Here is a 15,088-nt window from a genome sequence, read left to right as displayed (position 1 = left end):
GGAGTCATTATTGTCACAAAGGATGTTGCTGAAAAAGTGATTGATTTCTTAAAAGAGTATAACGCGGAGTATTATATTAGGGATATAATTTTGTTGGATGAGGATGAGGTTTTTTTAAGCAAATTTGAGCCGATCTAATAATATTGTCCCAAGGCCGTTTCAAACGGACTTTTTTTTAGGAATGTCATTATTAATCATGTCTCATGCGCACTTATAATACAACATTGTTCGATGATTCGGCAATAGTGGGAAAATATTGCTCGAACTTCGGGATATGTCGATTCAAATTCCGTCAAAATACTACAATAAATCGAAAAAATGTCTGAAGGACGATAGTTATAAAAACAATATTTTTCCAAATTACCGATAATTGAAACAATATATTCATTTACCTCTTGCAGTAATTAAGCCAAAGAATGAATGTTATCTATTTTTTCCCTCAGGCGAAGAATAAAAGTATCAAAATCACCCATGAATTTTCTGGCCTCCTCCGGTGCCACTGCACCCTGCGTAGAAGGTGCAATCAACCTTTCCTGTTCCAGTACGCGGAGCGAATAACGGACCCTGTGGTTAGGTATGCCAGTCTCCTCTGACAATTTCATTATCCCGATAGGACCCTTCCGGATTACAGCGTTGAGAATAATGATATGCCTTTCCAGTAATTCCAATTCTATTTCGACTCTGTCGGTCAACATATACTTACCTCGGATCTGGTCTCGTGTAATAACGACAATTCCATAATTTGCATATACACAAGAAAATCCTCCCATGTGGCCGGATTAACTTGATGATATCAAGTCATACGTTATGTACTATGAAAAAAACGAAAGTATTTAGTTATTTTGATATTGATTGCGTAAATAATGGAAAAGACTGCTCATGTGCATTCACAGTCACTTTTTCACGCAAAGTTATACTTATATACTACAAGAAAACATATACTGTATCATTATAGCATATCGTTATTCGGCCAAAAAATAATTATATTATTCAATACTATAATACTGTATATTATCAAGAAATTACCCGTAGGGAGATAACAACGATGGTAAAGGTCCAACCTTTCGTAGAGAAAACAATACAACACATAAAAGATTCAATCAAAGGACCCGCAATTATCGCACTTTCCGGAGGAGTGGATAGTTCTGTATGTGCAGTTCTTGCTAACAGGGCTATTGGAGAGCTACTGACGCCAATTTACATTGACACCGGCCTGATGCGAAAAGGAGAAACAAAGCGTATACAGGAAGTTTTCGGGGACATGAACCTGCTTACCATTTATGCGGGCGACAGGTTCCTGGGTGCCTTAAAAGGGCTGACAGACCCTGAAGAGAAACGCAAAGCCATAGGTGAGACTTTTATCAGGGTGTTTGAAGAAACCGCCAAAGGGTTCAATGCACGATACCTTATCCAGGGTACCATCTACCCTGACAGGATAGAATCGGAAGGTGGCATCAAATCTCATCATAACGTGGGTGGATTACCCTCTGTAATAGACTTTGATGATATTATAGAACCCATATCCGACCTGTATAAGGATGAGGTACGGGATGTGGCACATGCACTCGGGTTGCCTGACGAAATATCAGAACGAATGCCGTTTCCCGGACCTGGGCTTTCGGTGAGGATCATCGGTGAGGTCACAGCAGAAAAAGTAGATGCGGTCAGGGAAGCAAATGCCATTGTTGAGGCGGAGCTGCTGGAACAGTTCAAACCCTGGCAAACCTTTGCCGCGTTACTTGGAAAAGGAACCGGGGTAAAAGGCGACCAGCGGATACACGGCTGGATCATTGCAGTGAGGGCCGTTGAATCCAGGGACGGGATGACTGCAGGACCGATTGAACTTCCCTGGGAAACGCTCAGGAAGATAGAAGGTCGCATAACAGGTGAGATACCCGGAGTTGCCAGGGTATTGTATGACATCACACCAAAACCTCCTGCAACAATCGAATTCGAATAAAAAAAATGAATATGGTACTATGCTAGTAAAAGACCAAAAAGCACTGGATATTCTGGCTTTGAATGAAAGTGAAGCGTCAGAATTAATTGAAATGGCTGATACCTATAGGAAAAGTTTTGCCAGTAAAGTAAAAGAAAACGAGATGAATATTTTCATACTGAGTCTTGAAGAGCCTACGGACAAGGATATTACAAAACTGTTAGGAATGCTCAAAAACATGGATATTGAACTGGATGAGTCAGAACTCAAAGAAAATATCCATACTATTATCACCCAGCAAAAAAAACATAAAAAACAACTTGATAAGCTCGGAGAACGGTTCAGACAATATTCTCATCTTGAGACACGAGACGTTGAAATAGTGAATGCAACCATTAATCGTGCTAAGAAAAAATACTTGAAACTTGACGACATCTCTGCTGAATTAAAAATCGTGGATGAGAAACTTAAAGATATTGAAAAGCAAAAACCAGCTTCCCTGAATCCGGAATTACAAAAAGAAATTGATATATTCCTGAAAAACTTTATCAATCCAACCAAAGAGGATGTAAGGGATTTTATCGATTTTCTGGAAGACCGATATGAAATAAGTGATAAAGAAAAACTGGTAGATCGACTGATGCACAATGGAAAAACGCAGCTGCATGATAAAAAAATGATGGCGAAAATGATATCGTTCGAACGGTCCTGCGAAAAAATTGATGACGCTGCTAATGTAATGCAGCGATATAAAGCTATCAGGAATATTTACGGAATTTCAAAAGATGACAAAGAACTGCTGAAATGGTTGCAATACAATCATTATCCTATCTTGAAAAAAACGGCGGAAAAACTATTACTGAATATTTCAGAAGGTATCGACGAATCAATTGCCAATGAATCCAGGCTGGTACTTAATATTTTAGAACCATTCCTGAAAACAAATGATAAAACGACACCTGACAAATGGATATGCCCGGGCTGTGGAAAAGGTGTTGACGCGGAATGGAAACTCTGTCCCAACTGCGGAGAGAATTTGATTCACAAACATTGTTCCAAGTGCGGGAATAAACTGGAATCGTCATGGAAGCTCTGCCCCAATTGCGGTACAGATATTTCGTAATCTAATCTCGCGAATCATTTCAGTTATACCCGTTGCTTTTACTTATATCCGGTAATCCTAAATGTTTAATACCCCACAATACCTTATACGCCTGAATACCGGATATACATGAAAATATAACAACCCCGAATTCTTAAATCCCCAGATACCTAACACTACAACAATGCTTCACACAAAAAATCCACACACACAAAAAAAAGCTCGCCCTGTTGATATGCCCACAGCCGTCTGGACCGGACATGACCTCCTCAACGGGAAACCGGTTGAAACACTGACGATTATTTTTTGTACTACCGGATGTTACTGGGGGATGGGGGAAGGCTGTACTATGTGCGGTTATGTCAATGACAGCGCTGACTCGATCCCTTCAGATGAGGACCTGCTGGCCCAGTTCACTCGCGCCGCCGGTAAAAGTACTCCACAGACGTCATTGATAAAGATATTCACATCGGGGAGTTTCTTTGATGAAGGGGAAGTAACATCTCTGGCAAGGAAACGGATACTTGAGGCCATAGGTGGAATGGGCTCTGTGAAAAAAGTGGTCGCAGAAACGCGACCTGAATTTGTAACTGAAACCAGACTTCGCGATACCCTTGCTGTGCTTGAGAGATACGATATATCTTTTGAGATTGCAATGGGGCTTGAAACCAGTAATGATACAATACGAAAAGAGTGCATCAACAAAGGATTTACTTTTGCAGAATTTGTCCGGGCATCACAAACCGCAGCTGAAATGGGAGTTTCCACCAAAGCGTACCTGTTATTGAAACCTCCGTTCCTGTCAGAAAGCATGGCTGTAGATGATATGCTCTCATCAATATCCGATACCGTGCCCTATGCTTCCACTATCTCCCTCAACCTGTGCAATGTCCAGAACGGGACACTTGTTGAAGAACTCCACAACCACAAAGACTACCGGCCACCATGGCTCTGGAGCGCTGTATCCATCCTGAAAAAGGCAAAAGAAATGTATCCCCATATTACATTCATGTCTGACCCTGTGGCTGCAGGCTCAAAACGTGGGCCTCACAATTGCGGGGACTGTGATAAAGAAGTAGCCCAGGTTCTGCGCGATTTCTCGCTGAGCCAGGACTTAGACATACTTTCGGATGTGGATTGCCATTGCTATTCGCTCTGGGAAAAAGTAATGGAACTGGAAGACTACACCTACGGCTCTTTCCTGGTAAAATAAAAAGAGCAGACAAATCCGGTAGTAAATACCGGACTGCCGTTGGGATTATTATATTGTGCCCTTAGATCAGGAACTTGAGCAGATCTTTGCTGAGCCTTGTTTCCTTGCCCATGCGGGAAAGTATCTGTTCATTGTTCTGGCCTTCGGTCTTAAGGTCCTCGATACGGTCGAATATCTGGGGCTTGATCTCATAATATTCGTTGATATCCTTCCTGTGACCCCATACATCACCTTCAAGAAGTCCGATGTTCTGCATTTCCAGGAACATCTGGGTGGACTTGGAGATGGTTTTCTTGTATGAACTGGGAATGTGTATGGCCTTAAGGTTGGAACATGTCTGTACCAGTACAAAAATATCCTTATTGGAAGGTCTGAATGCCAGGTGTACTATCTCTTCTGAGTTGCCAAGTGAACTTATTTCGTCTTTTGAACTTACTACTCTAATCTTCATTTTATATTCCTCTTTTTAATATATTATTATATAATTAAATTTAGTGAGATATGTTAATCTTATATGTTAATTATGCTCTCAAATACTTAAATATTTTCCCCTCTTAACAAATAATCGACATATAATTTAAGCACTAATTATGAGTGTCGTTTTCCAGACTATAGTGAAAAAACTGGTCCGAATTACTGCAATTACGCTCGCACCTACCGATAAACCTTTATGATGTCATTTACAGATAGAACATAGAATACATACCAATCAACACAGTAATAATCAGGAACCCTATGTACGACGATATTGAAACCATCTCCAGAAAATTCCAGAGATACAGGCTGTACTATAAACTGGCAGATTTCATCCTGTTCTTCCTTATATTGTATAGTATCTCGTATTACCTCAACATAATAACATTCTTCTCAGGATATATGGAATACTATGTCCTGGATTCGATATCAATTGACCGTATTATTGTGTTAGGAGTATCAGTCGTTGCATCATCAGTGCTGGTCATAATACTGTACCTTACAAAAAGCAGAATTGATACCATAAAAATGATCGGGTCCAGGTATGAATGGATGAGGGAAAGGCTCCGGACCGCATGGGACTGCAGGAATGAAGATAATGTAGTTGTCAATGAACTTGTTGCACAGGTTACGACCAGGCTCAGGGAGGTAGATGTGGGCTCGTTCCTTGACCGCAGGTACCTGGCTGGCAGACTGCTGGTATCTATTGTGCTGGTTGCAGCCCTGCTGGGACTTTCTGCCTCTGGCATCCATTCAAATTTTACTCCGGAAGATATCACCCGTATGGTGAAAGAACTCGGCACAGAGTTACCACAAACCATTACCGACCCTGGAAAATCACAGGAGGGAGGACTGGACGATGAGATATACGGAGAAACATCAGTGGCGAGCATTGAAGGTGAAAATGTGGAACTGGTCATAATCACGGGAATGGGTACGGCCATGACGATACGGCATGCAGGTGAAGATGATGAGCTCCAGTTCGTGCCGTCCCAGACATATCCTGTGGATGACCAGCACGTATCAGGTTCAATTCAGGCAGCAGATGAAAGGTATCAGGCCATCCAGCAGATGTCAGCGCAGGATAGGGACCTGGTAAGGGAATATGCTGTACTTCACAGCAGACTTTTTAGTAATTACAGCAATTGAAAAACACATACGACAACATGAGGTATTACATGATCAAAGACAGTCAAAACATCTCAGAAGCATACCGGAACTCTGGCGAGACATTCAAAACCATATTTGATGAGATGGGAAAAGTCGTAGTTGGACAAAAAGAAACAATGACCCATATCCTGATAGCTATCCTGTGCGACAGCCATGCCCTTATCGAAAGCAATCCGGGACTGGGCAAAACACTTACCGTAAATACCCTCTCCCAGATACTTGGACTAAAGTTTAAACGGATACAATGCACACCTGACCTGATGCCTTCTGATATTATCGGTACCTATGTGATAGAAGAAACGGGCAGGGGAAAAGAGTTCAGGTTCGAACCCGGGCCGGTATTCGCGAATATTGTACTTGCGGATGAGATCAACAGGGCGTCTCCGAAAACCCAGAGTGCATTACTGGAAGCTATGCAGGAAAAGCAGGTCACCGTGGGTAACAATACCTATGCACTTGAGAGGCCGTTCATGGTACTTGCCACCCAGAACCCTATCGAAATGGAGGGGACCTTCCCCCTGCCTGAAGCCCAGCTTGACAGGTTCCTGCTCAAGATCAACCTTGACTACCCATCCTATGAAGAGGAAATGCAGATCGTGGACAGATACACCGGCAATCTGAAAATCAGCATTCACGAGGTCATGACACAGGATACACTCATGAAATTGCAGGGCCTTGTGCGTGATGTACCTATCTCTGATGAACTGAAAAACCGTGTCATCAAAATTGTGGAACGCACGCGGGAAGATAAAGAATTCATCGAATACGGGGCATCCCCCAGGGCAAGCATCGGACTTATCCTTGCGGCAAAAGCAAGAGCACTGATACACGGGCGCAACTTTGTCAGCGAAGAGGACATACAGGAAATGGCATACCCTGTACTGCGGCACAGGATCATGCTGAATTTCGAGTCCCAGCGCAAAGGCATCACCCATGACCATGTAATTGACAAGATACTCAAACACGCCAAGCATCTCTCGTAGACAGAGGGAATTCTACCGCTCTCAACATGATCACTACCGAATTTCTCCGTGAACTTGACAGATTCACTTTTGCAGCACGTAAGAGGATATCTGGCCAATATGCAGGAGCCCGCCGTTCCATAAAAGTTGGCAGGGGTACCGATGCTTATGGTTTCCGCGAATATGAAAAGGGAGACGATTTCAGGACAATTGACTGGAAGGTATATGCACGTACCGAAAAACTGTATATCAGGCAGTTCGAGGAGCACAAAGACCTGACTACCCATATTCTGGTCGACATGAGCACAAGCATGGACTATCCTGATGAGGGACTGAAGAAATTCGATTATGCCGGCATGCTGGCTGTGGGTTTTGCGTACCTGGTCATGCGTGAGAACGAGAAGTTCGCTATATCCACGTTCGCTGACAGTATCGATATATCTAAACCAGACCGGGGGAGAGGCAACCTGATGCTGAACATCGACCTGCTCAATGCCATCCGGCCGCATGGCACTACGGATTTTGGAAGAGCTGTGGAGCAGTACAGCAAAACGATATATTCAAGGTCAAGGGTTATAGTCATTTCAGACCTTCTGATGCCACTTGATGAGGTCAGGCAGGCCCTGTACCGTCTGGGCCACCATGACCTGATTGTTATACAGGTACTTGACCCGACAGAGTTAATATTGCCTGAACTGGGTGCTGCGAAACTGCAGGATATAGAGACCTCGGAGAAAATGTTCACTGACATCAATTCAAGATATGTCTCTGACTACCGTCTTGAAGTTGACTCGCACAGGGAATCCGTCAAGACCGAGTGCAACCGGATGAATGCCGATTTCTTTTCATTCAGGACTGACCTGCCCGTTTTTGAGGCAATATACAGGACCATTCACGGGAGATGAAGTGATTGGCAATACCTGACATTTTCCTATCCAACCCGCTGGGACTGCTGGCCCTTGCAAGTATCATTCCGCTAATACTATTATACCTGCTACGCCCCAGGGCAATGGACATGAAAGTACCGTCACTGCTCTTCTTCCTGAAGCGCCAGCAACAACGCAACAAACTGTCCCTGTTGCTGCAAAAGCTCATTCGCGACCCCATGTTCCTTATCCAGTTACTGATACTGCTCCTGCTCAGCACTGCTATTGCAGCCCCCTATATCCTGGAAGAGAGAGTATCGGGCCAGCACACGGTGATAGTCATCGACAACTCGGCCAGCATGCAGGCAGGGGACAGGCTGGAAATGGCTAAGGAACTGGCAGCTGGGCGGTTGTCTACGGTCAATAGCGTGGTATGGGCTCAGAGCGTACCGGTGATGGCACTCAAAGAAGCTGACCGTACCAGCGCCGCCAGGACCATTGACCTTACACCCCAGCGTGCAGTGGTATCAGACCTGGCCGCTGCTATTACCTACTCCCGGCGGCTGACCGGGCCGGGCGGGACCGTTATCGTGTTCTCGGACTTTGCCAGCTGGACCGGAGATGACCCGCTGGTGGCTAAGGGGCTGGCTGAACAGGATGGCGTGCGAGTTGAGTTCGTACAGGTGGGTGTTGCCAGTGGCAATATCGGGATTGTCAATGGCTGGCTGGATGTGGAAGACGGGATGTACCGGTTGAACCTTGCTATCAGGAACTTCGATGATACACAAAAGAGCGTTGCCCTTGACATTCGTACCGGTCGTGAAAAACGAGGTGGTTCACTTTCCCTACCCGCGCACAGTACCCGTGCATATATTGTACCTGACCTTGGGGCGGGAGTTACCGAAGTATCCATTTCCAACGGCGGTGCGCTCAGCCTGGATGATACTGCCTATGTATATGTCCCTGCAGCTGCTGGCGGACATGTACTGCTGGTGGATTCCAGGAATGAGAACCCGACCGGGACCGCACTTGGTCTCCTGCCCGTGTCAGCCAGTCATACCACCAGCCTGTCCGCGAATCTAACAGATTACGGTGTGGTGATACTGGGAAGTGTGGACAATAACACCCTTGGTCCGAATGCTGACGCGATGCTTGGTGATTTTGTTCAGGACGGCGGCACGCTCATTGCCACTGCATCCAGGGGACTTGCCTACCTGGACAGGGGTCTGCTGCCCATTGACATTACCGGCATGTCGAACGAGACCGACCTGAAAATGGTCACCGAAAGTCCACTCACCAGTGGCATTCCCCTCATTGATATTGAAGTAGTGCAGCATATTCGCGGCACCGCACCGGATACTGCTACCGTACTTATGGAAGGGGCTAACGGGTCACCTATGCTCTCCTACTGGCGGAAGGGCGAGGGTACTGTGATATACCTGGGACTCAACGATATTTCCGGGGATGACGCCTGGTCTGGTTTCAATACCATGCCGCAGTTCCCGTTGTTCTGGAACCAGATGCTGGAATGGACGGGAGGCACGTACACGGACGAGTACAATGTGAGGACAGGGAGCGTGTTAAGGCTGCCTGCCCAGCAGACCATTACTAGTCCTGACGGCACTGTCCAGACTACTTCAAGTGTGCTGATCGACCAGTCCGGCCTGTATTCTATCGGAGAACAATTGATGGCTGCAAACCTCTATGATACAGCTGAATCTGACGTTGACCATATCTCCATTGACGCTTCTACTATCTCCAGCCGGTACACTGAAAGACCTGAAATCGTAACCAGCGAGGTCAAAAAAGACCTGGAACCCTATCTTATCTGGGCGGTACTGGGCCTGCTAGTGCTTGAACTTATCATAATCCTGCGCAGGAGGGAGTTGTTCTGATAGCTTTTGAACACCTCAATTACCTGCTGGCCATAATCCCGGTCATAGCTGCCGGCTGGCTGCTCATACACAAGGGGGCAAAGAACGGCCTTATAGTTAGCCGCACCCTCATCGTGGTATTACTGGTAACGGCCCTGGCTGGACCCTATTATCCCGTCACTACAACAGAACTTGATGACACGCCTTCCATTACCGTGCTGTCTGATGAGACACGCAGTATGGATATATTCGAGACGGGGGCAGCCCTGGAGATATATGACATGCTGCAGGAACAGACCCCTGCCCGGATGGAACGTATACGCGGGCTGCGCTCGGATATTGGTGACGCGGTCGTTGCGTCATCCATTGGCGGTGACCATATTATTGTGGTATCTGATGGTAACAACAATTTCGGCAAGGACCTGGGCGAGAGCATTGATTTTGTTGCAGGCACCGGCACCAGTGTTTATGCGGTTATCCAGCAGCCTGAAGATAACGACTTGAGCGTCCAGATAACAGGCGCCAGGACAGCAGTGCTGGGTAACGAGAATTCATTGGGTATAGAGGTCAGGCAGGCAGGTGGACAAGCAGACTATACGCTCAATGTCAAGGTGGATGGTGAACTGAAATCAAGTAAAACATTCAGTGAAACCAGTGTTATGTATACAGACCCCTTTTCAAATACGTTCTACTCCCTCGGCCCCCATGTGGTCACGGCCGAAATTACATCATCTGACGACCTGCGCCCGGACAACAATGTATTCAACAAGACAATATATGTTGTGCCAAAACCAAGGATACTATTAATCACCTTAGATACCGAATCACCTTTACGCAAGGTACTGAAGAACCTGTATGACCTTGACACCGCATCCACACTGGATGGGATGGATTTTTCAAATTACAAAGCTGTGGTGCTGGATAACCTCTATGAAGGGAGCATATCTGTTGAAAGTCTGGATAACCTTAGAAAATATGCAGCCGGTGGTGGAGGATTGGTGGTTGTGGGTGGAGATAACAGTTATGATAAGGGGGATTATCTGGGTACTGAACTTGAGAGTTTATTACCTGTGGAATCATATGCCAGTGCCTATGCTGGAAGCGTGAACGTAGTTCTGGCGCTGGACATAAGCGGCAGCATCGAAGCTTATGAAGCACTGGACGATGAAAAAGCCATGGTCATAAACCTGCTGCAAGGGATGGGCAGGGATACCAATGTGGGTGTGGTGGCTTTTGGAGGAGATGCTATACAGGTAAGCAACGGATTGTTGCCAATGTCCAGCCATGCCAACCGCGATGCACTGGTGGATAGAGTTGCAAAATTGAGAACCGGGCTTGGCGGCACGTCCATTGATGAAGGTATTACCACAGCAAACCGGATGCTGGACAATACCAGTGGCCAGAAATACATGCTGGTGTTCTCTGACGGAGCAGTGAAGGATAGTTTCGAGGACAGCAAAGCAGTCATATCAGGTATCGATACCACTGATACTGAGATTATATTTGTGATGATAAAGACCAATGTGTTTAAAGAACGGGAGGTGAAGACTGACAACAACAGAGGTGAATATTTCATTAAGGTACTGGCTGACCGGGCCGGTGGAGATTTCATGCAGCTTGAGACGTACCAGCGGCTTGACCTTACATTCGGCAGGGAATCCCCTGACCTGCCCGACGGCGGTCCCGATGCTTATGCCATTGTCAGGCTGGATGAAGAGCATTTCATCACGCGCTACCTGAACATTTCGGGCAGCATCGCCGGTTACAACGACGTGACCCAGAAAGTGGGTGCCAACCGTCTGGTCACTACCAGTATGGGCAAGCCCGTGGTCACATCATGGCAGTTCGGGCTTGGGAGAGTGGTTGCACTGAGCACGGATAACGGCCAGTCGTGGGCAGGTTCGCTGTATTCAGGTGAGAACGCAAGGCTGCTCCCGAGTATGGTCAACTGGGCCGTGGGCGACCCCAGACCGGATGATGGGATAGTGGTCTTTTCCAGCGACATGTCGCTTGGTTCCCCGGGTATCATAACCATCCGCAGCGATGATATGCCAGAAGTAACGTTCAATGGGCAGAGCGTGCCTGTTATGCAGACTGAAAAGAGGACATTCGAAGGTGTCATCGAACCCGAGGTAAAAGGTGTGTTACCGCTCAAAGTTTCAACAGGCACGGTCACACTGGAGGATATCGCAGCTGTCAATTACCCGCTGGAATACAGGGATGTGGGCAATAACCCCCAATTCCTGGAAGCAGTTAAACAAAACGGTGGCGGGGTATATACTATGGAACAGGTACGGTCTATGCTTTTCAACGACATCAGGGAGAACTCTGTCATAACGACAGTAGAACATGGGAACCTCGGCTGGATTCCATTACTGGCAGCGTTAGTTATTTTCCTGGTGGAAGTGATTATAAGAACTGCTAAAGGAATAATCAAAACAAAGATGAAACGAAAAGGCCTGATTGGATAATATTTAGGTGTCCGGGAGTAAATAGATCCCATAATCACTCATCAACATTTATCCCCCGGACACTTGTTTGGGTAGTCTAACCCCCACCATAATCCATATTCGATTGGATTTTGTAACATTTATCTCCAAATGTTCCTGACTTACTGTATCTCATTCATTATCCATAGCGATCGTCCCGCATATATCCGGGGTAATGGACTCCTGGCAAAAAAAAGATACACCTGAAGAATTTATGGCCTGTCAGTTTTAATTCTTATAATATTCCGTTTACCTTTTCGTATTTTTTCAATATCCCCATCTTCTTTCATCTTTGCCAGGACATTGCTGATCTTGGATTTTGAAAAGCCCGATTCTCTTACAATATCGGATTGATTTGCCTGTCCGTTATGGGTAATGAGGATCTTTATTATCATCTCCTCATCCTCAATAAATTCCTTTTTCAAATCCTGGTCCGGAGAAAAAACGGTATCATCTTTGGCACCCGTGAAGAACCTTTTCTTCAAGAAAAGTATCGTTAAGCCGGAAATTATGATAATCAGCACTAACAACATAAATGGCCAGGTATTTGTACCGGGCTTCAGTACCAAAGCTGGTTCACCCACATTGAAACTACGATACATGGTACCATCCCAGATGAGCCGGGTCCCATCACGTTTGTCAAATTCAGGAGATACACTTAGTATATCATAATCATCAGGGATCTTTATAATAAGGACATTATCAGACGATGGGACCATTACTTCAGTGAAAGAGTCGCCTATGAAAATCCTGGAAGAATCCAGGCTAGCAAAATTCACCCATTCAAAATGAAAATTAATAATGCCAAAAGTACCGGACGTTGTTTTTAACATATCATAGGAAATATTTACATTCCTGACTTCCATGGAACGGTTGGTATAATTTTTTGCTAAGATCAAGGATTGATTCGTTTTATCTTCTAATTCCTGGATCACCTTTTGATAGCGAAATCCTTGACCATTCCTTGTGAACTGGTTCCATTCATTGAGCTCGGGTTGTGTCTTTAACGGTATACGCTCTTCAATGGTCAAAAATGCAGTTCCATTTTCATGAACTTCGATTGTTTTAATGGTCTGCGCTGCAGCGGATGGAAATAAGAGGATTAAGATTATTGTAAAAAACACTGCTTTATTCATATATGCAACTCACACAAGATCCAGCTTAATAATTGATCAGTCCCTAATAAATATCTTCCAATGATATAATATATTATCATACTCCTAAAATTGAATAACAGAACTTATTCACAATACTTAATTTTTAATATTCAGTTTTCAAAAAGTTAGGCAACATCGGTTTACATTATAATCTATCGGCATTGTATAATAATATACTGTAATTATCCATTTAGTATGTATTCATTTAGTGTATACTCAATTTGTGTTTACCCAATCTATATAGTGACCTGAATGTCCAGGTGTATATAAATTAAACGGTTTTGAGACTATACATTATCCCCAGAACACCACAACATTTATAAATCTCTACATACTCCATTTCCACAAAAATCGTGAGCCCTATGCCATCCAAAAAGTCCACCATAGTCCTGTTCAACCCCATGCCAGTGAAATACCAGGTAGCTATCCACAACAAGAAAACTACTTCCCTCCAGGTCCCGCTCATCAACGTACCCCTCTCCCTGCTGGCACTGGCCCGTGTGGTCAGGCAGGACTTTGATGTGAGGATCTTCAACGCAGTGGTGGACTCCGGCTACACGGAAAAAATAATTGAAGCCTGTCAGGATGCTTTGTGCCTGTGCCTGAGCAGCATGACCTGTTACCAGATACGGGATGGCCTTAACGTGTGTGCCGCCGTCAGGGAGCATTACCCTGACCTTCCCATAATATGGGGCGGGTACCATCCGTCCACTCAACCCGGGCAGACCCTTGAATCACCTCTCATAGACATCGTGGTAAGGGGGCAGGGCGAACTCACGTTCAGAGATGTCATTCAACGAATTCGCAGCAACAGCTCGCTTGAAGGGGTGCCTGGTGTATCGTACAAGCAGGACGGGCACATCATCACCAACCCGGACCGGGAGTTCACTGACCTTAATGAATTCCCGCCAATTCCCTACGACATGATAAACGTGGAGAGTCATGTCAAAGGTTACAAGTTCGGTAAACGCTGCCTGGACTATTACATCAGCCAGGGTTGTGCGGCAGGATGCGATTTCTGTTCTGAACCCATCTTCTGTCACCGGCGCTGGACCGGGCTCGTACCCGAGACCGTGGTGTCAGAACTTGAACACCTGGCAAAGACCTACAATATCGACACCTTCATGATACGGGACAGCGACTTCTTCCTGAATGTGGGAAGGGTCAAAGAACTCTCCCGACTGCTTATTGATAAGGACCTTGGCATCCGCCTGACCAGTGTGAACGGCAGGATGGAGCACCTGGCAAGGATGGATGATGAAGTGCTGGCACTGGCCAGGAAGGCAGGCCTGTGCGAAGTGTTCATAGGTACCGAAAGCGGAAGCCAGGAAGCACTTGATGCAATGAACAAGGGGGCTAAAGTGAAGCACATAGAACTCAGCACCCGTAAGTGTATCAGGCACGATATCGATGTACGTTCTTCGTTTATGGTAGGCATACCCGGAGTGGACACGAAGAATGAAATCAACAGCACCCTGGAGGCCATTCATAGCATGATATCTGTGTATGGGGAACAGGGGAGGCTTGAGCACATGGACATCCTGCTCTCGTTCTTTGTACCCTATCCAGGTACGAAGTTGTATGAGGCTGGACTGGAACACGGGATGCAGCCACTTGCAACTCTTGAGGAATGGGGCGATTTCGACCAGTTCGATTTCAAGGCTCCATGGATGCCGCAGGAATACTATGACCTTGTTCTGGAATTCCGGGACGGGATGCCGTGGAACTCGGGTTGCGACTTTGATGAGTGGTGTGAGTTCTATGATGGAGTGCGTGGAAAGCTTGAGAAGCTCGGGAATAGGTAAATCTGATTACCTTATCCCGCCCATGACCTCCAGCACA

At 45.7% G+C, this 15,088-nt stretch carries 12 protein-coding genes; 9 read left to right on the top strand and 3 right to left on the bottom strand.

Features of this window, described 5'->3' with window-relative positions:
- Positions 1 to 404 precede the first annotated feature (404 nt).
- Complete coding sequence (locus K0A89_11970) at positions 405 to 695, bottom strand: hypothetical protein (GenBank protein ID MBW6519204.1); 291 nt, start codon at positions 693 to 695, stop codon at positions 405 to 407.
- 350 nt (positions 696 to 1,045) lie between these two features.
- On the opposite strand from K0A89_11970, the gene guaA reads away from it, so the two are divergent.
- From guaA to K0A89_11955, 3 genes are all read left to right on the top strand, one after another.
- Positions 1,046 to 1,960 (top strand): glutamine-hydrolyzing GMP synthase, encoded by a 915-nt coding sequence (gene guaA, locus K0A89_11965; GenBank protein ID MBW6519203.1) that lies wholly within the window; start codon positions 1,046 to 1,048, stop codon positions 1,958 to 1,960.
- 19 nt (positions 1,961 to 1,979) lie between these two features.
- Positions 1,980 to 3,062 (top strand): zinc ribbon domain-containing protein, encoded by a 1,083-nt coding sequence (locus K0A89_11960; GenBank protein ID MBW6519202.1) that lies wholly within the window; start codon positions 1,980 to 1,982, stop codon positions 3,060 to 3,062.
- Between the two features lie 163 nt (positions 3,063 to 3,225).
- Positions 3,226 to 4,254 carry an archaeosine biosynthesis radical SAM protein RaSEA gene (locus K0A89_11955; GenBank protein ID MBW6519201.1) on the top strand — a complete coding sequence of 343 codons (1,029 nt, stop codon included), beginning with the start codon at positions 3,226 to 3,228 and terminating at the stop codon, positions 4,252 to 4,254.
- A gap of 61 nt (positions 4,255 to 4,315) precedes the next feature.
- Here K0A89_11955 and K0A89_11950 read toward each other — a convergent pair whose 3' ends face one another.
- Entirely contained in the window at positions 4,316 to 4,705 is a 390-nt protein-coding gene (locus tag K0A89_11950) for a DUF1699 family protein (GenBank protein MBW6519200.1), read from the bottom strand.
- 284 nt (positions 4,706 to 4,989) lie between these two features.
- Between K0A89_11950 and K0A89_11945 the strand changes: the two genes are divergently transcribed.
- From K0A89_11945 to K0A89_11925, 5 genes are all read left to right on the top strand, one after another.
- Positions 4,990 to 5,877, top strand: a complete 888-nt coding sequence (locus K0A89_11945; GenBank protein ID MBW6519199.1) for a hypothetical protein — start codon at positions 4,990 to 4,992, stop codon at positions 5,875 to 5,877.
- A 29-nt stretch (positions 5,878 to 5,906) separates the two neighbouring features.
- On the top strand, positions 5,907 to 6,881 hold the full coding sequence (locus K0A89_11940) for a MoxR family ATPase (protein ID MBW6519198.1): 975 nt from the start codon (positions 5,907 to 5,909) through the stop codon (positions 6,879 to 6,881).
- 26 nt (positions 6,882 to 6,907) lie between these two features.
- Complete coding sequence (locus tag K0A89_11935; protein ID MBW6519197.1) at positions 6,908 to 7,765, top strand: DUF58 domain-containing protein; 858 nt, start codon at positions 6,908 to 6,910, stop codon at positions 7,763 to 7,765.
- A 5-nt stretch (positions 7,766 to 7,770) separates the two neighbouring features.
- Positions 7,771 to 9,621 (top strand): VWA domain-containing protein, encoded by a 1,851-nt coding sequence (locus K0A89_11930; protein MBW6519196.1) that lies wholly within the window; start codon positions 7,771 to 7,773, stop codon positions 9,619 to 9,621.
- A 113-nt stretch (positions 9,622 to 9,734) separates the two neighbouring features.
- A complete protein-coding gene (locus tag K0A89_11925) occupies positions 9,735 to 12,071 on the top strand; it encodes a VWA domain-containing protein (protein ID MBW6519195.1) in 2,337 nt (778 codons plus the stop codon).
- 230 nt (positions 12,072 to 12,301) lie between these two features.
- Here the strand turns inward: K0A89_11925 and K0A89_11920 are convergent, their stop codons facing one another.
- Positions 12,302 to 13,225 carry a hypothetical protein gene (locus K0A89_11920; GenBank protein MBW6519194.1) on the bottom strand — a complete coding sequence of 308 codons (924 nt, stop codon included), beginning with the start codon at positions 13,223 to 13,225 and terminating at the stop codon, positions 12,302 to 12,304.
- Between the two features lie 383 nt (positions 13,226 to 13,608).
- On the opposite strand from K0A89_11920, the gene K0A89_11915 reads away from it, so the two are divergent.
- A complete protein-coding gene (locus K0A89_11915; GenBank protein ID MBW6519193.1) occupies positions 13,609 to 15,051 on the top strand; it encodes a B12-binding domain-containing radical SAM protein in 1,443 nt (480 codons plus the stop codon).
- Positions 15,052 to 15,088: the final 37 nt, after the last annotated feature.

Source organism: ANME-2 cluster archaeon, assembly GCA_019429385.1.
Taxonomy (GTDB): Archaea; Halobacteriota; Methanosarcinia; order Methanosarcinales; family Methanocomedenaceae; genus Methanocomedens_B.
The sequence above is the reverse complement of the archived record's forward strand: the minus strand, read 5'-3'. Positions and strand labels throughout refer to the sequence as shown.